19 protein-coding genes and 1 pseudogene are annotated in these 20897 nt (G+C 55.1%); 6 read left to right on the top strand and 14 right to left on the bottom strand.

The window, feature by feature from the left end; genetic code table 11:
- Positions 1–32: 32 nt before the first annotated feature.
- The 3 genes from HA45_RS01445 to trmB form a co-directional block, all read right to left on the bottom strand.
- On the bottom strand, positions 33–749 hold the full coding sequence (locus HA45_RS01445) for a YggN family protein (protein WP_100703495.1): 717 nt from the start codon (positions 747–749) through the stop codon (positions 33–35).
- A 195-nt stretch (positions 750–944) separates the two neighbouring features.
- Positions 945–1271 (bottom strand): YggL family protein, encoded by a 327-nt coding sequence (locus HA45_RS01440; protein WP_034823275.1) that lies wholly within the window; start codon positions 1269–1271, stop codon positions 945–947.
- Positions 1271–1990: a tRNA (guanosine(46)-N7)-methyltransferase TrmB gene (trmB, locus tag HA45_RS01435; protein WP_100703494.1), complete on the bottom strand. Its 720-nt coding sequence runs from the start codon at positions 1988–1990 to the stop codon at positions 1271–1273. Before trmB ends, HA45_RS01440 begins: the two co-directional genes overlap by 1 nt.
- 154 nt (positions 1991–2144) lie before the next feature.
- Between trmB and mutY the strand changes: the two genes are divergently transcribed.
- From mutY to HA45_RS28870, 4 genes and pseudogenes are all read left to right on the top strand, one after another.
- Positions 2145–3230 carry an A/G-specific adenine glycosylase gene (mutY, locus tag HA45_RS01430; protein ID WP_100703493.1) on the top strand — a complete coding sequence of 362 codons (1086 nt, stop codon included), beginning with the start codon at positions 2145–2147 and terminating at the stop codon, positions 3228–3230.
- Entirely contained in the window at positions 3230–3502 is a 273-nt protein-coding gene (locus HA45_RS01425; RefSeq protein WP_100703492.1) for an oxidative damage protection protein, read from the top strand. Before mutY ends, HA45_RS01425 begins: the two co-directional genes overlap by 1 nt.
- Positions 3503–3556: 54 nt before the next feature.
- Positions 3557–4636 (top strand): membrane-bound lytic murein transglycosylase MltC, encoded by a 1080-nt coding sequence (gene mltC / locus HA45_RS01420; RefSeq protein ID WP_100703491.1) that lies wholly within the window; start codon positions 3557–3559, stop codon positions 4634–4636.
- A gap of 479 nt (positions 4637–5115) precedes the next feature.
- A pseudogene (locus tag HA45_RS28870) lies at positions 5116–6569 on the top strand (amino acid permease).
- A gap of 48 nt (positions 6570–6617) precedes the next feature.
- On the opposite strand, the gene HA45_RS01410 reads toward HA45_RS28870, so the two are convergent.
- Positions 6618–8768: an ornithine decarboxylase gene (locus tag HA45_RS01410; protein ID WP_100703490.1), complete on the bottom strand. Its 2151-nt coding sequence runs from the start codon at positions 8766–8768 to the stop codon at positions 6618–6620.
- 549 nt (positions 8769–9317) lie between these two features.
- Here HA45_RS01410 and acuI point away from each other — a divergent pair.
- Complete coding sequence (gene acuI / locus HA45_RS01405) at positions 9318–10301, top strand: acrylyl-CoA reductase (NADPH) (RefSeq protein ID WP_100703489.1); 984 nt, start codon at positions 9318–9320, stop codon at positions 10299–10301.
- Positions 10302–10587: 286 nt separating this feature from the next.
- Here the strand turns inward: acuI and HA45_RS01400 are convergent, their stop codons facing one another.
- From HA45_RS01400 to HA45_RS01380, 5 genes are read right to left on the bottom strand one after another with little or no spacing between them, the layout of a single operon-like run.
- Complete coding sequence (locus HA45_RS01400; protein WP_100703488.1) at positions 10588–11367, bottom strand: heme ABC transporter ATP-binding protein; 780 nt, start codon at positions 11365–11367, stop codon at positions 10588–10590.
- Positions 11360–12361, bottom strand: coding sequence for a FecCD family ABC transporter permease (locus HA45_RS01395; protein WP_100703487.1), 1002 nt, complete (start codon positions 12359–12361; stop codon positions 11360–11362). The genes HA45_RS01400 and HA45_RS01395 overlap by 8 nt, the downstream gene beginning before the upstream one ends.
- Positions 12354–13178, bottom strand: coding sequence for a heme/hemin ABC transporter substrate-binding protein (locus HA45_RS01390; RefSeq protein ID WP_100703486.1), 825 nt, complete (start codon positions 13176–13178; stop codon positions 12354–12356). Before HA45_RS01390 ends, HA45_RS01395 begins: the two co-directional genes overlap by 8 nt.
- On the bottom strand, positions 13175–14197 hold the full coding sequence (locus HA45_RS01385; RefSeq protein WP_100703485.1) for a hemin-degrading factor: 1023 nt from the start codon (positions 14195–14197) through the stop codon (positions 13175–13177). The genes HA45_RS01390 and HA45_RS01385 overlap by 4 nt, the downstream gene beginning before the upstream one ends.
- Positions 14198–14247: 50 nt before the next feature.
- Complete coding sequence (locus HA45_RS01380) at positions 14248–16617, bottom strand: TonB-dependent hemoglobin/transferrin/lactoferrin family receptor (protein ID WP_100703484.1); 2370 nt, start codon at positions 16615–16617, stop codon at positions 14248–14250.
- A gap of 230 nt (positions 16618–16847) precedes the next feature.
- Here HA45_RS01380 and HA45_RS01375 point away from each other — a divergent pair, with 230 nt between their 5' ends.
- On the top strand, positions 16848–17138 hold the full coding sequence (locus HA45_RS01375) for an Rdx family protein (protein WP_100703483.1): 291 nt from the start codon (positions 16848–16850) through the stop codon (positions 17136–17138).
- On the opposite strand, the gene HA45_RS27810 is transcribed toward HA45_RS01375, so the two are convergent.
- From HA45_RS27810 to HA45_RS01355, 5 genes are all read right to left on the bottom strand, one after another.
- On the bottom strand, positions 17135–17401 hold the full coding sequence (locus HA45_RS27810) for a hypothetical protein (protein ID WP_244563351.1): 267 nt from the start codon (positions 17399–17401) through the stop codon (positions 17135–17137). The two genes, HA45_RS01375 and HA45_RS27810, sit on opposite strands and share 4 nt — an antisense overlap.
- A gap of 38 nt (positions 17402–17439) precedes the next feature.
- The gene (locus HA45_RS01370; protein ID WP_244563350.1) at positions 17440–18012 is read right to left on the bottom strand and encodes a LysR family transcriptional regulator; all 573 of its coding nucleotides are present in this window, start codon (positions 18010–18012) and stop codon (positions 17440–17442) included.
- A 70-nt stretch (positions 18013–18082) separates the two neighbouring features.
- Complete coding sequence (locus HA45_RS01365) at positions 18083–18805, bottom strand: DUF554 domain-containing protein (protein WP_100703481.1); 723 nt, start codon at positions 18803–18805, stop codon at positions 18083–18085.
- 10 nt (positions 18806–18815) lie between these two features.
- Entirely contained in the window at positions 18816–19394 is a 579-nt protein-coding gene (locus tag HA45_RS01360; RefSeq protein ID WP_100703480.1) for a UbiX family flavin prenyltransferase, read from the bottom strand.
- An 11-nt stretch (positions 19395–19405) separates the two neighbouring features.
- Positions 19406–20887: a UbiD family decarboxylase gene (locus HA45_RS01355; protein WP_100703479.1), complete on the bottom strand. Its 1482-nt coding sequence runs from the start codon at positions 20885–20887 to the stop codon at positions 19406–19408.
- Positions 20888–20897: the final 10 nt, after the last annotated feature.

Raw genomic sequence — 20897 nt, 5'->3', positions numbered from 1 at the left:
AGCGGCGCACCCATCGTGCGCCACTACACAACTTACTTAACCTTCTGCATCAGACCTTTACGCTGCCCTTCCAGATCCGTCACGCGATTACACACCTCATGGCCGAAGTTCTGGAAGTCCTGTTCCTGATTCTTCCACTCCGCCTGAACCGCCTGCTGCAAGCCGCCAAGGTTGCCCATGATCGCCTGCAGAGGATTACTGCCGCTGGCAGCCTGGCTGCTGCCCATCTCGTTCAGGCTATCCTGCATAATGCCGCCCAGCGTGCTCTGCACCAGCTTCTCGCCGTCAGCGCGTACCTGGTCAATCGCCTGATGGTGGAAGGTCAAACCATCTGGACGATGCTCAATAATGCGGTTCATCTGCTGTTTCAGCTGTTCATCCAGCTTGGTCAGGCGATTGCGCACGTTGCTGTTGGCACCGAGTTTTTCCACAATCACTTTATCCAGCGCCACACGGCTGCGTTCCAGACGCGTTGAGGCACCGTTATCCACCCACGGCAAATCGCGGCGTAGCGCATTCTGATAATCGATGGCTTTCTGACGCGTGGCGTTATCCACGTTGGCGGGTTGCCCGTTGAAGGTCACGTCGCCCTGCGGTGAGATTTCAAGGTTACCGTTGGTGCCCACCACCTGCACGCTCTGCGGTTTGATGATCACATCATCCTGAGGATTAACGCTGCACTGATAATCAGCCTGCGCCTGTGTCGCTGCAGCCAGCAGCAGTGCGGTAAGAAGCGCCTTACGAACCATGAAACCTCCCTAAAAACGAAAAGCCGCCAACGCCTTGCTGTTAGGACAGGTCAGGCACAGGCGGCGCAGCGAATTTGGTGACGGCCAGCGCACAGCATCCGGAGCGTACTCAAGTACGTGAGGAATGCGAGCACTGCCCGGCGCCAAAAGCGCAAGTGAGCTAGCCTGAAGCGATCTCTCAGACCAGTAAAGTCATTAGTCCCACCAGACGTCAAAGAGTTCAGTTACCTGAACATCCGACAGCTCGCGTTTCTCCAGCCATTTACGCACCAGCTCACGATGCTCATCGGTGCATTTGCCGGTTTCCTGCAGGCAAACCAGACCTTCCCACACCAGATAACCGCTGCCGTCATACGCCAGACCATTTGGATCAATCACTTCAGTAATAAATTGATCCAGCGTGGCATCAATCTGCTCTTCAGTGGTGCCTTCGGCAAAGCGCCAGGCAACGGAGAAACCTAACTCCTGAAACTCATCAATATGCAGTTTTTTACGTAAACGACGGCTACGCTGTACGGCCATTATTTCACCCTCTCAAACATCAAATCCCATACGCCATGGCCTAAACGCTGCCCGCGCTGCTCAAATTTCGTTAACGGACGCGTTTCCGGACGCGGCACGTAATCGTGACTTTCTGACTGGTTTTTATACCCATCAATGCTGCTCATCACTTCCAGCATATGTTTCGCATACTCTTCCCAGTCGGTCGCCATATGGAATACGCCGCCCAATTTCAGCTTGCGCATCACCAGCTCAGCAAAAGGTACCTGCACAATGCGACGTTTGTTATGACGCGCTTTATGCCAGGGATCCGGGAAGAACAGCTGTACCATGCGCAGTGAGTTATCCGGAATCATCTGCTGCAGTACTTCAACTGCGTCGTGACACATCACACGCAGGTTATCGACACCGGCTTCTTTCGCCGATGCCAGGCAAGCACCCACGCCAGGCGCATGCACTTCAAGACCAAGGAAATTCTGGTGCGGATTGTTTTGTGCCATGGTCACCAGCGAGGCGCCCATGCCAAAACCGATTTCCAGCACCACTGGCGCTTCGCGGCCAAACAGTGCAGCCAAATCCAGCGGCTCCTGCTGGAACTCGACACCCATCTCCGGCCAGTAATTATCGAGCGCGTGCTGCTGCCCTTTCGTTAAGCGCCCCTGGCGGCGCACAAAACTGCGGATACGGCGCAATGGCCGGCCGTTCTCATCAAATTCCGGGGTGATGACGTCATTAATCATGTTGAAGCCTGCTGGTTAGCCTTTTCTGGGAAACGGGCATTATGCAAAGTTAGATAGCAGAAGCAAGCCTTTGCAATCTTCCGGTTTACACCCTGATGTCTGTGTGCTGGAATTCCTGCCTGATTGTAGAGTAAACACGGAAAATTTCCTTCAAATGATGCAAGCGCCGCAGTTCGGGCAACAGGTGCTGGAGTGGTATCAGCGCTTTGGCCGTAAAACCCTGCCATGGCAGCAGGAGAAAACACCTTATAAAGTGTGGCTCTCCGAAGTGATGCTGCAGCAGACACAAGTTGCCACCGTTATTCCTTACTTTGAACGCTTTATGGCGCGCTTCCCGACGATTGCCGATCTGGCTGCGGCACCGCTGGATGAAGTGCTGCATTTGTGGACCGGGCTTGGCTATTACGCCCGTGCGCGCAATCTGCACAAAGCGGCGAAACAGGTGGTCGATAAGCACGGTGGTGAGTTCCCGCGTAATTTTGATGATGTGGCCGCGCTGCCTGGCGTTGGACGCTCCACGGCAGGCGCGGTGCTGTCTCTGTCGCTCGGACTGCATTTCCCGATTCTTGATGGCAACGTCAAGCGCGTGCTGGCACGTTGCTATGCCGTCGGCGGCTGGCCGGGCAAAAAAGACGTTGAGAAACGGTTGTGGCAGATCAGTGAAGAAGTGACGCCCGCAGAAGGCGTAAGCCAGTTTAATCAGGCGATGATGGATCTCGGTGCGTTAGTGTGTACTCGCTCACGTCCTAAGTGTGAGATTTGCCCGGTCAGCAGCGGCTGCGTGGCTTATGCCAACAGCAGTTGGGCGGAGTATCCGGGCAAGAAGCCCAAAGTGACGATTCCTGAGCGCACCGGTTGGTTCCTGATGATCCAACACGGCGACGAGGTGTTCCTCGAGCAACGTCCGCCGGTGGGATTATGGGGCGGCCTGTTCTGTTTCCCGCAGTTCACCAGTGAGCAAGCGCTAACTGACTGGCTGGCCACGCGCGGCATTCACACCAAACCGCAGCAGCTGACAGCGTTTCGTCATACCTTCAGCCATTTCCATTTAGACATTGTGCCTATGTGGCTGGCGTGGCCTTCTGCCGGGTCGCTGATGGATGAAGCGAGCGGTCTCTGGTATAACTTAGCGCAACCACCGTCAGTGGGTTTGGCAGCGCCCGTTGAGCGCTTATTGCAGGAATTGCGCCATCCCCAGCAACTGGCACTGCACACGCGCGTGATCCAAGAGGAAGAGTAATGAGCCGCACCATTTTTTGTACATTTCTGCAACGCGACGCTGAAGGCCAGGACTTTCAGCTCTATCCTGGCGAGATCGGTAAACGCATCTATAACGATATTTCCAAAGAAGCCTGGCAGCAGTGGATGGCCAAGCAAACCATGTTGATCAACGAAAAGAAGCTCAACATGATGAACCCGGAAGATCGCAAAGTGCTGGAAAAGGAGATGATCAATTTCCTGTTTGAAGGCAAAGATGTGCACATCGAAGGTTTCACCCCGCCAGAAAAATAATCGTTCAGGGCCTTCCTTTGAGGCCCTCTTTTTCGAATCAGGCACGCATTTACAATGAATAAAAAACTGATAGCGCTGTTAGTGATTGCCCCACTTTTGGTTTCCTGCTCTGGACAAAAAAAATCGCAGTATCACGAAGAGTGGGTCAAGGACACCAACGGTTTCGACATTCTGATGGGGCAGTTTGCCGCCAACATTGAAAATATTTGGGGAATCAATGAGGTCCTGATCGCCGGGCCGAAAGATTACGTCAAATATAGCGACAGCTATTACACCCGCAGTCACATTAACTTCGACAGCGGTAGCATCACCATTGAGACCATTGCCGGCACCGATCCGATGGCCAGCCTGCGCCAGGCGATTGTCACCACCCTGTTGATCGGTGACGATCCGGGTAATGTCGATCTCTACTCCGATGCCAACGATATTCAGATCAGTAAAGAGCCACTGCTTTACGGCCAGGTGCTGGACAACACCGGACAACCGATCCGTTGGCAGGGCCGCGCGGCCAGTTTTGCTGACTATCTGATCCAGAACAAACTGCAGAAACGCACCTCTGGACTGCACGTTATCTGGTCGGTAACCATTCCGATGGTGCCCAACCACCTCGACAAGCGTGCGCACAAATATTTGCCGCTGGTACGTAAATCGGCGGAACAGTACGGCGTGGATGCGTCACTGATTCTGGCGATTATGCAGACCGAATCGAGCTTCAACCCTTATGCGGTCAGCAACTCTGATGCATTGGGCTTGATGCAGGTGGTTCAGCACACCGCTGGCGTGGATGTGTTCCGCATGAAAGGCAAATGGGGCAAACCGAGCCGCAGCTATCTGCTGGATCCGGCGAACAACATTGATGCCGGCACCGCTTACCTGTCACTGCTGCAGAAGAGTTATTTAGGCGGGATTCAGGATCCGCTGTCACGCCGTTACGCCGTGATCACCGCCTACAACGGCGGCGCGGGTAGCGTACTGCGCGTGTTCTCCAGCGATAAAGATCGCGCCTTCGCCAAGATCAACGACATGTCGCCAAATGAAGTCTATCAGACGCTGACCACCAGCCATCCGTCTGGCGAATCGCGCCGCTATCTGTATAAGGTAAATCAGGCGCAGCGTAGTTATCATCGTTATTAATCATCTCCCAAAGAGATGACGCATTAGTTATTGTAGGGGCAGGCAGAGAAAAAATTATTGACTCTGCCTCCGCCTTTTTCATTGTTAGCAATAAGCCTAAAACTCTACCGCGAATATCGCCCAACCTCACAAAAATAAGAAATCAATATGGTGAAAGTTCGCCACTCACAAGCTGTTGTTTTCACAACACGCTCGCCAATCTCACCTGATTTTATTTTCTATCTTTTTAACTTTTCATCCCATCTCACACTTCACGCCTAATTGACCCCTTTTAAAATAAGGTGCAAATATTTATTCACCTTCTCATTCATCACTAAAAATTAAAGTAGTAGACATGAAAACTGAACTTGATAATAACCCATGGATTTTATTTTAAAAATTAAGATGAACATCACACTTCACTGATTATATTGACATCGCTCTGGCGCATTACATTGTTATCCCGGTAACACGAATTCAATCCGTGTGCGGGACAGTTAATGTCATGCCTGAATGCCAAAAGGACAACTATGAGCCATTCACCCGCAAAAAATGATTCGTTAGGCGACGGCCTTTCGGATCGACAGGTTAGTATGATCTCCATCGCTGGCATCATCGGTGCTGGCTTATTTGTTGGTTCCGCCAATGCCATTGCCACCGCAGGCCCGGCGGTGCTGCTCTCCTATGCCATGACCGGCGTACTGGTACTGCTGGTGATGCGCATGCTGGGTGAAATGGCCGTGCTGCAACCCGACTCAGGTTCCTTTTCAACCTACGCCGCGAAAGCCATTGGTCCGTGGGCCGGTTTTACCATCGGCTGGTTATATTGGTGGTTTTGGGTATTGCTGATTCCGGTTGAGGCGATTGCCGGTGCCGATATCCTGCACGCTTATTTCCCCTCCATTGCCTCGTGGCAGTTTACCACCGCCATTATCCTGCTGCTCACAATGACCAACCTGTTTAGCGTGAAAACTTTGGTGCCTTTGAGTTTTGGTTCGCGATCATTAAAGTGGTGGCGATTATTGGATTTATTGGTATTGGTATCATGGCAATTTCAGGATATTGGCCGCTGGCGAATGTCAGTGGCGTGGCGCATTTATATAACAGCATCGGCTTTATGCCACACGGTTTTGGCGCGGTATTAACCGGTATTTTGCTGACCATCTTTTCATTTTTTGGCGCAGAAGTTGTCACCATTGCCGCCGTGGAATCCAAAGATCCCAGTAAGAAAATTAGCCGGGCAATTAACCTTGTGGTTTACCGCATCGCGTTATTCTATTTGCTCTCTATTTTTCTCGTGGTGTCACTGGTGGCATAGAATGATCCGCAGCTGTTAGCCCAGGGCACTTTCCAGTACGTGCTATCCACGCTGAATTTCCCCGGTGCCAAACTGCTGGTGGATTTGGTGGTGCTGATTGCGGTGTGCAGCTGCATGAACTCCGGTTTATATACCGCTTCGCGTATGCTCTATTCGCTGGGAAAACGTGGCAATGCCCCGGCCTCTAGTGCCACGGTGTCGAACGGCGGCGTACCCCGCGTGGCGGTATTGGGTTCGACGCTGGCCGGATTTATCGCCTGTATCGCGAACTACGCTTTTCCGGGAGAGGTGTTCGCCTTCCTTATCTCCACTACCGGAGCGATTGCGCTGATTGTCTATTTGGTGATTGCCGTTTCACAGCTGAGAATGCGCACGGCGATGGAAAAACAGGGCATCACGCCTGATTTCAAAATGTGGTTGTTCCCGTGGCTGACCTGGCTGAGCATTTTGATGATTGTCAGTGTGCTGGGCTATATGTTCTATCTGCCACAGTATCGCTACGAGAGTCTGATGACGCTGATGGTGACGTTTATGGTGCTGTGCGTCGGTGTTTACATCACGGGTAAACGCCGCAAGCAGGCAGCATATCCGGCGGGAAGACTGGCTAAAGATAAAATTCAGGTGGTTCGCCACTGATAAGATGCTGACGGCGTGCGGTGATTGCACCGCACGCCGTCGAGCCCGTTAGCGCACCATCATGTTCGCCACTAAGTGCTTACGACCGCTGTCATCTTCCTCGGTATAAACCCCTTGCAGCTCCGGTGAGAAGCCCGGCAACAAGTTGATGCCCTCTTCCAGCGCGAGGAAATAACGCTGTACCGCGCCGCCCCACACTTCGCCCGGCACCACGCACAGCACGCCCGGTGGATACGGCAGCGCACCTTCGGCGGCAATGCGCCCTTCTGCTTGCGCAATCGCCACCAGTTCCACCTCACCACGAATGTAAGCCTGATGCGCATCCTGCGGATTCACTTCCACTTTCGGGAAGCAGGCTTCGCGGAACATCGCCTTCTGCAGATCTTTCACATCGTAGCTGACGTAGAGATCGTGCATCTCCTGGCACAGGCGGCGCAGCGTGTAGCCTTTGTAGCGTTCCATGTTTTTGCGATAGACGCTCGGCAGCACTTCAGCCAGCAGCGCATCTTCTTTCACATGGTGCTCAAACTGTTCCAGCATCGCCACCAGATGCGCCATCTTCTCCGGGTTCTCCGCTGGCGTCAGCAGGAAGAGGATGGAGTTGAGATCGCACTTCTCGGGCACGATACCGTTCTCGCGCAGGTAGTTGGCCAGAATGGTGGCCGGAATACCGAAGCTGGTGTATTCACCGCTGGCGGCATCAATGCCTGGCGTGGTCAGCAGCAGCTTGCACGGATCAACCAGATACTGATCGCTGGCGTAACCCTCAAAGCCATGCCATTTCTCGCCTGGCGCCAGGCTGAAGTAGGCAGGATCGGCGGCAATCGCTTCAGTTTCTGCCAACTGCCACAGCTTGCCGTGCACTTTCTCCGGCAGGAACGGCTGGATCATCTCACAGCGTTCCAGAATCGCTTTGCGCGTATCAATGCCGATAGTGACGCATTCGTGCCACATGCTGCGTCCGGCTTCGCCTTTGTGCATGCGCGCATTGATATCCAGCGCGGCAAACAACGGATAGAACGGGCTGGTTGAGGCGTGCAGCATAAAGGCGTTGTTGAGACGCTTGTGGGGACAGAAACGCTTCTGACCCCGGATGTGGTTATCTTTTTTGTGAATCTGCGAAGTCTGCGAGAAGCCTGCCAGCTGTTTGTGCACCGACTGAGTGACGAAAATGCCGGGATCGTTCTCGTTCAGCTCCAGCGTCAGCGGCGAACAACCTTCCATCAGCGGGATAAATTGCTCGTAGCCCAGCCACGCAGAATCAAACAGGATGTAGTCACACAGATGGCCGATGCGATCCACCACCTGACGCGCGTTATACACGGTGCCATCGTAGGTGCCGAGCTGAATGATCGCCAGACGGAACGGGCGCTGATCTTTGGCGCGGTGCGGCGCGACTTTCTGCACCTGTTCGCGCAGGTAAGCTTCATCAAAGCAGTGCGCATCAATCCCGCCGATAAAGCCGAACGGGTTGCGTGCCGCTTCCAGATACACCGGCGTTGCGCCCGCCTGAATCAGCGCACCGTGATGGTTGGATTTATGGTTGTTGCGGTCAAACAGCACCAGATCGCCGCGCGTCAGCATGGCGTTGGTCACCACTTTGTTGGCGCTGGAGGTGCCGTTCAATACAAAGTAGGTTTTATCGGCGTTGAACACTTTCGCCGCGTACTTCTGTGCATCCTTCGCTGACCCTTCGTGGATCAGCAAATCGCCCAACTTCACGTCGGCGTTGCACATGTCGGAACGAAACAGGTTCTCGCCATAGAATTCATAGAACTGACGCCCGGCCGGATGCTTGCGGAAAAACGCCCCGCCCTGATGTCCCGGACACGCAAAGGTGCTGTTCTGCATATCGACATAGCGCGTCAGCGTATCGAAAAACGGCGGTAGCAGGTCAGATTCATACGCCTGCGCGGCTTCTTCCAGCGCATCCCACTCTTCCGATGCGCCATTGATTTCACCGGTCACGCCTGGCAGCTTTAGCACTTCTTCATCAAACGCGTTGGCGACAAACACCGGCAAGTTGAAGCCGGTCTGGCGCAGTAGGCCTAACACGCCGCTGCGCGTATCCGCCAGTGAAACGACGACCGCCGCCACATCGGTAAAATCGGTATTGTCGAGCGTCACCACGTCACGCGCGGTGTTCAGGCTCAGGCTTGGCGCTACCGCAACGCTGGCAGCAATTTTCAATGGATTCATAACACAAATCCCCGTAATGAAGGATGAGTGGGTGCCAGTGGCACAGCAATGAGGAAATTTCCCCGGCGAATAACGTCAATCGGGCGGATCAACCGCCGCAACCGATAGACATCAGTAAAGTCAGATCGCGTCTGTCTTTAGTCATGTCCAACAGCATAGCGCGTTAAGCTGGCCTCACCGCATGGTGAGCGAGAAATGCGAACAACAAATGACGGAGGGCCGCTTATCATAAAGCGAACGGAAACAAGTGCAGATGCGCATTGTACCGAGCATGGCGGCGTCCTCAGAACGGTGGAAGTGGGTGTTTTACTGGGGCGCAATGATGGCATCTTTTTTTGCTGGAACAACCCAAAGCAGCGAGATTGACACGCATAAGCAACAATTAATAACCAATTGATTAATAAGTAATTACCATTTTGGCCCGTGATAAAAACCGCTTAAATATCTTTGTGTTATGAGAATTTATGCAAGCCATCACCTGAGCTGTGTTGCTCCCATAATCCAGAGGAGTAATATGACCCGCACTTCCCTCACTCAGCCGGAGGCTGCATGTTTAAGGCATTGGTCATTGAAAATGATGAACAGGGTTACCGCACATCCCTGCAGGATCTGTCAGAAAAACAGTTGCCCGATCAGGATGTCACCCTCGACGTTAGCTATTCCACCCTCAATTACAAAGACGCGCTCGCCATCTGCAATAAAGGGCCGATTGTGCGTCAGTTTCCGATGGTGCCGGGTATTGATTTTGTGGGTCGGGTCATCAGCAGCCGCCATCCCGAATGGCAGCAGGACGATGTAGCATTGCTTACCGGTTGGGGCGTGGGCGAGAAACATTGGGGCGGACTGGCACAAAAGGCCAGCGTTTCCGGTGACTGGCTGGTGAAAGTGCCTGATGCGCTCAGCCCGCTGCACACCATGGCTATTGGCACCGCTGGTTTCACCGCGATGCTGTGCGTGCTGGCACTGGAAAAACAGGGCATCACGCCGCAGCATGGCCCGGTGCTGGTGACGGGTGCCAGCGGCGGCGTCGGCAGTTTTAGCGTCAGTTTGCTGGCCCGTTTAGGCTATGAGGTCGTGGCCTCCAGCGGTCGCGCCAGCGACAGCGATTACCTGATCAACACCCTCGGCGCTTCCTCGATTATCGATCGCGCTGAACTGAGTGCGCCCGGCAAACCGCTGGCGAAAGAGCGCTGGGCGGCGGCGATTGATAGCGTCGGCAGCCATACGCTGGCCAACGTGCTGGCGGGCATCAAGCGTGATGGCGTGGTCGCTGCCTGCGGCATGGCGCAAGGTCTGGATCTGACGACCAGCGTGGCACCGTTTATCCTGCGCGGCGTGGTGTTGGCCGGTGTGGATAGCGTGATGTGCGCCAGGCAGTTGCGTGAGCAAGCGTGGCAGCGTCTGGCTGAGTTGGTAGATGGCGCACTGCTCGAGCAGTTAACCAAAGTGATCCCGCTGAGTGAGGTACGTGAAGGTGCCGAAGCATTGCTGGCGGGCGAAGTACGTGGACGTCTGATTGTGGATTGCCGCTAACGTTTTGGGCGCCATAAATGGCGTAATAACGATCAGATAAGCCATGAACGAATTAACCGCACCTACGTAGCGGCGCGATTTATCGCGCGCCTTTGCTCAGCGGAGTGGATGACAGAAGCGCAATGAATTGCGCTGCACCTAAGTAGCGGCGCGATGCATCGCGCGCCTTTACTCAGCGGAGTGGCTGGCATAAGCGCAATGAATTGCGCTGCTACGGGATGAGCGCTGCGCATTCAGGTGCCTCTGTTTTCGTAGCGCGCGCATTTATACGCAGCAGGAAAAGCTGCTATGCCCGCAGCTGAATCTGCGGCCGGCCCTGCTCTTGCGGGGTCACCACGTTCAGCTCAGCCTGATACCAGCGCGTCAGCGTGGTTTCCGTCATCACCTCTGCGGGCGAACCCTGCGCCACCAATTTGCCCTGATGCAGCAGCAGAATACGATCGGACCACAGCGACGCCAGATTGAGATCGTGCAGCACCGTACACACGCTGAAATGGCCATTACGCGTCAGTTTATGCAGCAGTCGTAAGCTATATTGCTGCCAATACAGATCCAGCGCCGATGTCGGCTCATCAAGAAACAGCCAGCCGCGTGGACCGTCATCGTGCCATAACTGCGCCAGCACTCGCGCCAGTTGCACGCGCTGCTGCTCGCCGCCCGACAGCGAACGATAATCGCGCTTCGCCAGCTCCAGACTGCCGGTGATGTGCATCACCTCTTCAATCACCGCTTTGGATTTGCTGGCTGGCCACGGCGCACGTCCCATCGCCACCACTTCTTCGGCAGGCAGCGGGAAAGTCACGCTGTTTTGCTGACGCATCACCGCACGACGCTGGGCCAGCGGTTCACGCGGCCAGTCACTTAACGGACGATCGCCGAGCCAGCACTCACCCGCTTCCGGCGTCAGAAACCCAGTTAGCAGGCGCAGCAACGTGGATTTGCCCGCGCCGTTTGGCCCGATCAGAGCGATCATCTCGCCAGGCTGCAAAGTGACAGAGACATCATCAATCAGCGCACGCGAACCGTGACTAAAGCGCAGGCCGCGAGCCTGCATTGAATCACTCATTCATCCCCCGTTTCTGGCGCAATATCAGCCAGAGAAACCATGGACCACCGAGCAGGCTGGTGATCAATCCCACCGGCATCTCGGCTGGGATCACCACCGTGCGCGCCAGCGTATCCGCCAGCAGCAACAGAATGGCACCTGCCAGTGCCGAACCCGGCAGCATCCAGCGATGATCGCTGCCGACGCAGAAACGCATCACGTGCGGCACCACTAATCCGACAAAGCCGATAATCCCGCTCACCGACACCGCGGTGCCCACCAGCAGTGCACTCAGCACCAACAGCTCGCGCTGGGTACGCTTCACATCGATACCCATGTAATGCGCATCTTCTTCACCGAGTTGCAGCAGATTAAGACGACGCGCGCGGGTCTGGATGGCGATCAGCGCGGGAAGGATCAGTACAGCACACACCGCCAGACTCGGCCATTGTGCGGCGCTCAAACTGCCCATGCCCCACAGCGCCAGCTGGCGCAACTGCTGGTCATTGCTGAGCCAGGAGAGCACACCCACCGCCGCGCCACACAGCGCATTGATGGCGATACCGATCAGCAGCAAACGTGACAAGTTTCCCAGCGCCAGCCGACTAAAACTGAAGATCAACAGCGTCACGATCAGGCTGCCGATAAACGCGGCAACCGATGGCAGCCACAGCGCCAGCAACGGCGGTAAACCCAGCGGCACCACGATCGAAACCGCTACCGCCAGCCCAGCGCCACTGCTGATACCCAGCAAACCCGGATCGGCCAATGGATTGCGGAACAGGCCCTGCATCACCGCACCGGACACCGCCAATGCCATACCGAGCAGCACCGCCAGCAACACGCGTGGCAGGCGGATATTGAGCCAGATTTGCCACGCCATATCGCTGAACGGCGCATGAAACAGCGTGCGCATCGACAATGGCATCGCACCGAAATTGGCAGCCATCAGCATGCAAACCAGCATGCTGATGCCCATCAACAACAGCCAACGCATCACGGCTGCATTAGTCATGTTTTACCGCTTCGGCGGCTTTACGCAGCTTAACGATGGTCTCCGGTGTATCGAGACCAAAGCTCAGCAGCGCCATGTCATCCACCACCAGCAGCGCGTGATGCTGGCCCGCTGGCGTCAGTGCCAGACCGGGCAGCGACCAGATTTTCTCTTCGCCGCCCAGCGTGCGCAGACCATCTTCACCGACCACCACCAGATCCGGTGCCGCAGCGACGACGCCTTCCTGCGACAGCTGCTGATAATGCGGAATCGCCGCCATAGCGTTGACCAGACCAGCACTGCGGATCGCGGCGTCAGCGCCAGTTTGGTTGCCTGCCGCCTGAGTGCGCATGCCACCGTGCGCCATCACAAACAGCACTTTCACCGGCAGCGGCTGCTGCGGAATCTGCGCGCGCTGCTTGTTCACTTTTTCAATCAGCGCTTTCGCTTCGGCATCACGATGCAGCGCTTTACCGATGGTAGCGATTTTTTCCGGGATGGCGTCGAGGCTGGTTTTGCCAGTGACATCCACCACTTTCACGCCAGCGCTCTCAACCTGTTGCAACACCAGCGACGGTTTCGCCAACTCGCTGGTCAGCACCAGCGTGGGCTTCATGGCCAGAATGCCTTCGGCATTCAGCTGGCGCATATAGCCGATGTCCGGCAGCTTGTTGGCCTGCGCCGGATGTTGGCTGGTGCTGTCGCGCGCGACTAAATCTGCCTGCGCATCCAGTGCATAGATGATTTGCGTCACGTCACCGCCAATCGAGATCACCCGTTCGGCAGCAAATGCCGGCAGCGCCAGGGCGCCCAGCAGTAACAGCGTCAGATGTTTCATGCCTTGGCTCCCAATGCAGTGACTTGCTCACGCCAGCGCGCCTGCTCTGGCGTCCCTTCGCTGCGCTGACCGAACAGCTGCGCAATCTGCGTGCCGTCGGCGGCAAACAGTTCGAGGCTGGTGACAAAGCCATCGCCACTTGGTTTACGCGTCACCCAGCTCTCGGCGATGTGATCGGCCATCAGGTGCAGTGTGAAGGTGGGATTGAAGATGTTGACCCAATTGTCCATCGGCATCAGCTTCTCCACCGCACCGGTGAAGATCTGCGTGCAACCACGGTTGCCGATGAAGATCATGATTTCGTTGCCATCCTGCTGCGCCTGCGCCAGCAGTTGAGCCAGTGAATCGTTGCTGACCTGACGCGCCAGATCGTCCGGCACCGCCTGGAACGCCTGCTGACGCGAAATGTTGTGACGCTTCAGTAAGCCAAAGAATTGATGCACATCGGTAATAGCGCGCCATTCGGCTTCCACTTTTTCGGCATCGATTGCGCGGCTATGTTCCGGCGCGACGGCAGGTTGTGGATCGAGTGCGACTGCGGCTTCAACGGTGAATTCTGCGATCAGCGCATCCCATGCCGCCGTATCGGTATTGTCAGTGGTATAGATTTTCAGCACCGCATCCGCGTGGCGGTCAAAAATCTGAATGCTTTGACGCTCGCCGCGTGCCGTCTGCTCACGCAGGAAGAACGCGCTGTGCCATTGTGCCGGGAACAGGCGCTGATCGAGCGCGCGCGGGTTGAGGATCAGTCCGGCGTGTTCGCCGAGGTGCAGGTTTTCATATTTGCCGACCTGCTCATGTACCGCATATTCGTTGCGGGTAATGCTTTTGGTTTCGCCAACGGCTTCCAGTGCCTTCAGCAGCGCCGGGAAATCCGCTTTTAATGCGTGAGCATCCTGGCCAACGCGCGCTTCACACAGCTGCGCTTCGCCAATGCCCATTAAGGCCGCCAGATCGCGTGCATACTTCTTCGGATGTTCGCCTTTCAGCGCCAGATAGTGATCGTAACGTGGGTTCATTGCTCTTGCTCCATGAAAAGGCCCTGCGCGAACGCAGGGCGAAAAAGTGATTAGAAATCGACGTTCACACCGAGCTGGAAGGTGCGGCCTGGCTGAGTTGCCAGTGCGATATCGTTGCGATCCTGTGCGGTATCGCTGGTCATTTCGCGGCTGCTCAGGTAATCCCAATATTTACGATCTGTCAGGTTATACACGCCACCGCTTAGCTTGACGTTTTTCGCCACCTGCCAATAGGCCGTCAGATCGACCATACCGTAACCCGGCACGCGCTCGTAGTCGGTGGTGGAATCGGTCAAACTGGAACCGGTATTGGTGTAGCTCTGGCGGTTGGTCGCCGTGGCTTTTTTGCCCTTCACGAAGGTTGCCGTCACCGCAGCACCGTACTCGTTCTGCGGCGCATCCCAACCCAGACCCAGTACCGCTTTCATTGGCGGTACGCTTTCCAGATCGACATAACGGTCGCCGAGGTAGCTCGACTTCGATTTACCTTCGTTATAGCTAAAGGCGAAGCGTGCGCTCAGGCCCTGCACATCTTCATACCAGGTGCCGAAATTCACTTTTCCACTCAACTCTGCACCATAGATATAGGCTTTATCGCGGTTCTCTGCCTGATAAGTGGTGTAAATGTTGCTTGGAACGTTGGTGAATTTCTCCGGGCTACCAGCACGGGTGTAACGGTTATAGGCGATGAAGTTTTTGTAGGCGTTGTAGTAAACCGCCGTGTTCATCACCACGCCTTCGGTAGGCTGTCCTTTCAGACCCCATTCGAAGTTGTTACTGGTTTCGGTTTTCAGATCCGGGTTACCAATCAGCGCATATTGCGCGCTACCTGCATAGCTTGAACCGAGGTTCCATGAGCCATACAGCTGGCTGGCATTCGGGAACTGCGCGCCGCGTTTGTATTGCAGATAAGTCATCAGGGTTGGCGTGAGCTCATACTGGAATGCCAGTGATGGCAGAACCTGCGTATCGCTATTGCCAGAGCCGTAAAGCGTTTCAACTTCTGATTCGGTCAGCACGGTGCTGCCGCTGGTCAGGCTGCTGAGGTTCTCAGGCTTGGTATTTTGGTAAGCCACACGCACGCCCGGCACCACAGCAAAGTTGTGGCCATCCAGGTCGAAGTTGATCTTATCCTGCACGAAGCCGCCGAGCGTATAGCTGCGGCTATCTGCTTCAGGCTGCATGATCACGCTGTAAACGCTTGGCGTCGGTGACTGGCGGAATGGACGCTCGGTTTTTTCCAGACGTCCATTCAAACCCGCAGTCAGCTCATGGCGTCCCAGTGTTTTCGCCAGGTTAGTTTCAAAGCCGTAGCTGTCAGTGTTGTAATCGGAGTAAACCGTTTCATAGGCTGACGCGCTCGAAGGCATATAGGTGTTGTCATGTGCTTCGGTGTGCTGCCAGTAGACACGCGTGTTGAGGCTGTCGATGAAATCGTTATACGGCGTGTACTCGTCCGCCAGGCTCAGGCCAAAGCGACGGGTATCGCTCTGCTGCTGTGCGGTGCCATACACGGTATTGCCTGAACTGTCCCAGCTGTCGTAATGGGTATGATTGGTTTTATGGTAGAAGTCGGCGGTACCGGTGATTTTGTGCTCGTCATTCGGCTCCCACACCACGCTGCCCAACAGTGCGTCAGAATGCCAGTTAGCAGGATATGCCCCACGGCTCGCATCATTGTTTTGCGTTTCCTGACCATCGCGGCGGCTGTAGACAAAGATACCGCGCAGTTCCTCATCGCCCGCAGCAGCAGTGATGCCGTTGTGCCAGCTGCGGTTAGAGGAATCGAAGTCGCTTTGGTAGCCGAAATAGGTGGTTTTACCTGGATGTAAGTAGTCGTCTGGCGTCTTGTTACGGAACGATACAGCACCACCAATCGCGGTGTTGGCCTGAGAGACAGAAGTCGCGCCTTTGTCGATATCCACCCGACCAAACATGTAAGGGTCGATGTAATCGCGGCCAATACCAAAGGTGTCTAAACCGGCACGGCTGACGTAGCTGCGTCCGGTGGCATCCGGCAGAGAAACGCCGTCAACGTTGATATCAACGCGGTTACTTTCCAGACCACGGATGTTGTAGCCGGTATAACCCGCGCGATCGAAGCCACTTTTTCCTGCGGAAGAGCCACCGCTTGCACCGGTTGCCGTCACGCCCGGTTCGTAGCGCATGATGGTGCCGAAATCATTGCCACCATCACGCTGCATATCGGCGGCGGTAATAGTACTAGTGCTACCGGCTTGTTTCTCCAGCTTCGGCGCAGTTACCGTCATAACCGGCTCTGCGCTGGTGGATTTGTCAGAAGATAAAGCAAGTGTCGTGTCATCGCTGGCCGCATAGCTGCAAGCGACGTGAATAGCAGAAGATAAAATGGCAACTTTAAACAGACGTTGCTGGGCCTTTCCCTGAAAGAGTGAAGACATGCGCGAAATACCTGGTTAATTGTTAGTATTCGCTCACTGGATTGCTGCCAAAAAAACGCGAAAAGCGTTAATAAACCGTAAAATGTGTGGACTTATTTTATGTAATAAATAATTTCGTCAGGAATGTAATGCAATTGGTAATCATTATCAATAAACTTTACACTAAGATGTATCTTAGACCGCACATTTTGTTAACTTGTTTATTATCAATAATTAAGAAGAGACGCGCGATGTCACAAAAACCGGCAGTGACCATTTATTACTGTACTCAATGCAACTGGCTGCTACGTTCCGCGTGGATGGCGCAGGAATTGCTGCACACTTTTGCCGAAGATTTAAGCGCGGTGACGCTGAAACCCGGCACCGGCGGCGTGTTCGAAATCAGCATTGATGGCACGGTGATTTGGGAGCGTAAACAGGAAGGCGGATTCCCGGATGCAGCCGCGCTGAAGCAGCGCGTGCGCGATTTCTGCTGGCCGGATCGTGAATTAGGGCATGTGGATAAGAAAAAGCCGGGTTAACTCTCCGTCTCATGTTCCAGCGGCCACAACAAACGATCCTGTGCGGTGCTGAGCGTGACGATGGCAGGATGATAGATCATCAAAGGCTCGGCCAGCGGGCACGCGAGGTATTTGCCCTGCTGACTCGGCACGAACTCCGAGCGCGGTAGAAAAGCCGCGCCCTCAAAGCCCTGCTCCATCATCTCCAGCACCAGACGCGGTTCTGATACTTTGATACTGATATTGATGTGGCTCAGGTTGCTAAAAAGCGTGTTGCGCAGCATCTCATAAGTGCCTTCACCGCCAATACGATGCAGCAGAATCAGGGGAATGCCGTTGAGATCGGCAAAGTTGAGGTTTTTCCCGCCAGAATGGCGCTGTAATGCGTGGAAACTACGGTGATGGTATCAATCGGTTCCAGCTCGCGCACAAACCAGGGTTGACGATCGTGCGGCACCTGCATCAGTGCGATATCCACTCGGTGATCGACCAGCATCGCTTCCAGATGGCTGGAATCGGACACCACCACGTTAATATCCCAATCGGGTCGGTTCTGGTAATAATCCATCAGGATTGGAGTGAAATAACGCAAATAAAGGTAAGAAATACCAATGGTGACGCGGCGCTGCTTGTGGGTGGCAATCGTCACCGTCTGCCGCTTTAAACTGTTTACCTGGCTGAGGATATCGCAGGCGCGGCGATAGAGAAAACTGCCCGCTTCAGTTAATACCATGGCGCGCGGCGTGCGCGTAAAGAGTGGCGACCCAATCTCCTCTTCCAGCTCCTGCAGACGTTTCCCCAGCGGCGGTTGTGCGATGTTCAATAGCTTCGCGGCTTTACTGATCGAGCCCTGTTCCGCTATCGTGCAAAAATAATGCAATCGTTTCAGATCCATAATCCCTCCGCGCCCTGTTCGCGCTTACTTTACCATGGCCGAAATCGATCCAACCGCGCTGAGCGCAAGCTTAATGGATATACATGCTCCACAGGTGACTGATCGGCATCACCAGCACCAGTGCAGGTAACATATTCGCCACCGGGAAGGATTTAATTCCGGCGATACGGAAACCGGCGGCCAGCATGACAAAGCCCCCTGCCGCAGTAAAATCACTCATCATTGGCGCCGTGGTATGCGGCATAATCAGCACCGCCGCCGAGGCCAGCACCAGTTGCACGATCAGCTGTGGAATGGCAATCACCGCCACCGCATAACCGAGCAGCGTGGCAAATATCGCTGCCGTGAAGATATCCATGATCGATTTCACCAGCAGGATATTGGCGTCGTGGGTCATTCCTTCAGTCATGGCACCAATAATGCCAGTGCCACTGGCGCAGAACAGCACCATGATTGCCACATACTTTTCAGTAAACGCTTCGCCACTCAACCCGCCTTCTGCGGGCTGGCTTTGAAAACGGCTTACCAGTCCTTTCGCCAGATTTCCTAACCGGCCAATCTTCTGCTCCAGATAGGCGAATTCGCCCAGCGCGGCACCGAGGATCAGCGCCAGGATTACCGCCGGTAAACTGTGGATCTTGCCGATCAAAACGATGCCGAGGCCCATCGACGACAGGCCGAACGTCATGGGCAACGCGACGCGTAACCTTTCTGGTACTTTTGTACCGAGAAAAGCGCCCGCCAGTCCGCCAATCAGCACCGCGCTGCCGTTGACAAAGGGTCCCACTACCATAATTTACTCCTCATTTATCGTTATGCTTCTCACCCCAACGTTTCAGGTTAGCCACGTCGAGATCGAACAGATCGAGGGCGCGCGCCACGCTGTGATGCACCATCTCATCCACCGACTGCGGCTGCTGATAAAAAGCCGGAACCGGAGGATAAATAATCCCGCCCATCTCCGTGACTGACTGCATATTGCGGATGTGCGCCAGATTGAGCGGCGTTTCTCGTACCATCAGCACCAGCCGACGCCGCTCTTTCAGGATCACATCCGCTGCTCGCGTTAGCAGATTGCTGGTCAGCCCATGGGCAATCGATGCCAGCGAGTTCATTGAGCAGGGTGCCACCAGCATGCCGAGGGTTTTGAACGATCCGCTGGAGATCGACGCGCCGAGATTACTGATGCTGTGCACCTCATCGGCCAGATCCACCACCTCCTGTCGCTGCCACTGGGTTTCCATCGAACGCGTCACTTCTGCGCCTTTGGTCACCACCAGATGCACCTCAACATCCTGATCGCGCAGCAACTGCAGCGCCTTCATGCCGTACTGAAATCCTGACGCGCCGCTAATGCCGACGATAATGCGCCTTCTGCTCACTGCCACCTCACTTACTCAAAATCAGGAAGAAAACGTTCCACATCCACCTCTTTGAACTTCGAACGTTCGAAGTGCGCCTTCATGTGCCACGGCACGGTGCAGTCAAAGATGGTTTTGCAGGTCACGCCCTGCTGGCTAATGCTGACGCTGTATTCCGGCACCTGTGAAGGATCGAGCGGATGGCAGCGCACACCGGGAATGGTGAGGTGATCGACATCGCCCTGATAGCGGGTTTGCATCGCCCACAAAATGTCGTCGGTATCGAACACATCGACATCGTCATCCACCAGGATCACATGCTTGAGTTCGGAGAAGGCGGCAAAGGCGATTAAGGCCGCCTGACGCTGGCGCCCTTCATCCACTGCGGAGGCTTTTTTAAACTGGATCACCGCCAGTAATTTGCCGCCGCCAGAGGTGTGCGCATTGACGTTCAGCACACGGCCCGGCATCGCACGTTCCAGCATATCCAGAATGCTGGCTTCGGTCGGAATGCCTGCCATGCTGACGTGTTCGCCACTCGGGCCCAAGGTGGTTTGCAGGATCGGGTGTTTACGATGGGTGACGGCTTTCACCTTGATTACCGGCAGTTCAGCTTTGGCTTCGCCGGTATAACCCGGAAACTCTGGCATCGCTTTACCGGTGTTGGTGTTCTGATCTTCGCGCACACGCACGTTGGGCAGCAGTTCACCTTCAATCACAATTTCGGCATGGGCGATGGCTTTTTCGTTAATGCTTACGCACGGCGTTAACTGCACCGGATAGCCGCGCAGCGCACCAGCAATACTGAGTTCGTTGTAGCCCAACGGCGTGGTCGGTGGTTCAAAGCAGGCGGCGATCTCAATTGCAGGATCGACACCAATACTGATCGAGATCGGCAACGGCTGTCCGGCCTTTTCCGCTTTTTCACGGAAGGCGTCGATGTGACGACCCGGCGTCAGCCACATCGACAGCTCATCACGGCTCTGAATGCACAGGCGATGGATGGTGATATCCGACTCGTGGGTTTCCGGATCGGAGGCGTAGCACATGCCCATGGTGAAATAGGGACCGGCATCCTCTTCGGTATTGGTGGGCGCAGGTAACAGCGTGCGCAGATCGAAAGCCGGATCTTCTGCGTAGTGCACCACTTCCTGGCACTGCGGTTTGGTGCTGGTGACCACCGGCGCAATTGCGTGGTGGACGGAATCTTTCAGCAGGAAGCCTAGCTTTTCAGGCGGACAGTTGAGCAGATGACCGACGCGCTCACGAGTCGACATCAAACCGGTGACGACACGCACATCGGGGAAGCCTTTAACCTTATTGAACATCATCGCCGGGCCTTTGCGCGTTGGACGTTCACAGGTGCCACCTGCGCCGACATAGCGATAAACACCTGACAGTTCGGCGTGTGGATCGACTTCAGTATCGGTGCTGACAAACTCGCCTTTCAAGCTGGTGAGTAGCGCGATGGCCGAGCGCAGATCGTGCACGGCTGGGGTTTTATTTTCAGACATACTTCTCTCC

This window comes from Pantoea rodasii (assembly GCF_002095465.1).
GTDB classification, from domain to species: domain Bacteria; phylum Pseudomonadota; class Gammaproteobacteria; order Enterobacterales; family Enterobacteriaceae; genus Pantoea; species Pantoea rodasii.
This window is presented reverse-complemented; position numbering and strand designations above follow the sequence as displayed.

What these genes read in the sequence shown, in the direction of transcription:
- HA45_RS01445 (WP_100703495.1), bottom strand. Translation starts at nt 749, where the DNA reads ATGGTTCGTAAGGCGCTTCTTACCGCACTGCTGCTGGCTGCAGCGACA.
- HA45_RS01440 (WP_034823275.1), bottom strand. Translation starts at nt 1,271, where the DNA reads ATGGCCGTACAGCGTAGCCGTCGTTTACGTAAAAAACTGCATATTGAT.
- trmB (WP_100703494.1), bottom strand. Translation starts at nt 1,990, where the DNA reads ATGATTAATGACGTCATCACCCCGGAATTTGATGAGAACGGCCGGCCA.
- mutY (WP_100703493.1), top strand. Translation starts at nt 2,145, where the DNA reads ATGATGCAAGCGCCGCAGTTCGGGCAACAGGTGCTGGAGTGGTATCAG.
- HA45_RS01425 (WP_100703492.1), top strand. Translation starts at nt 3,230, where the DNA reads ATGAGCCGCACCATTTTTTGTACATTTCTGCAACGCGACGCTGAAGGC.
- mltC (WP_100703491.1), top strand. Translation starts at nt 3,557, where the DNA reads ATGAATAAAAAACTGATAGCGCTGTTAGTGATTGCCCCACTTTTGGTT.
- HA45_RS01410 (WP_100703490.1), bottom strand. Translation starts at nt 8,768, where the DNA reads ATGAATCCATTGAAAATTGCTGCCAGCGTTGCGGTAGCGCCAAGCCTG.
- acuI (WP_100703489.1), top strand. Translation starts at nt 9,318, where the DNA reads ATGTTTAAGGCATTGGTCATTGAAAATGATGAACAGGGTTACCGCACA.
- HA45_RS01400 (WP_100703488.1), bottom strand. Translation starts at nt 11,367, where the DNA reads ATGAGTGATTCAATGCAGGCTCGCGGCCTGCGCTTTAGTCACGGTTCG.
- HA45_RS01395 (WP_100703487.1), bottom strand. Translation starts at nt 12,361, where the DNA reads ATGACTAATGCAGCCGTGATGCGTTGGCTGTTGTTGATGGGCATCAGC.
- HA45_RS01390 (WP_100703486.1), bottom strand. Translation starts at nt 13,178, where the DNA reads ATGAAACATCTGACGCTGTTACTGCTGGGCGCCCTGGCGCTGCCGGCA.
- HA45_RS01385 (WP_100703485.1), bottom strand. Translation starts at nt 14,197, where the DNA reads ATGAACCCACGTTACGATCACTATCTGGCGCTGAAAGGCGAACATCCG.
- HA45_RS01380 (WP_100703484.1), bottom strand. Translation starts at nt 16,617, where the DNA reads ATGTCTTCACTCTTTCAGGGAAAGGCCCAGCAACGTCTGTTTAAAGTT.
- HA45_RS01375 (WP_100703483.1), top strand. Translation starts at nt 16,848, where the DNA reads ATGTCACAAAAACCGGCAGTGACCATTTATTACTGTACTCAATGCAAC.
- HA45_RS27810 (WP_244563351.1), bottom strand. Translation starts at nt 17,401, where the DNA reads ATGCTGCGCAACACGCTTTTTAGCAACCTGAGCCACATCAATATCAGT.
- HA45_RS01370 (WP_244563350.1), bottom strand. Translation starts at nt 18,012, where the DNA reads ATGGATCTGAAACGATTGCATTATTTTTGCACGATAGCGGAACAGGGC.
- HA45_RS01365 (WP_100703481.1), bottom strand. Translation starts at nt 18,805, where the DNA reads ATGGTAGTGGGACCCTTTGTCAACGGCAGCGCGGTGCTGATTGGCGGA.
- HA45_RS01355 (WP_100703479.1), bottom strand. Translation starts at nt 20,887, where the DNA reads ATGTCTGAAAATAAAACCCCAGCCGTGCACGATCTGCGCTCGGCCATC.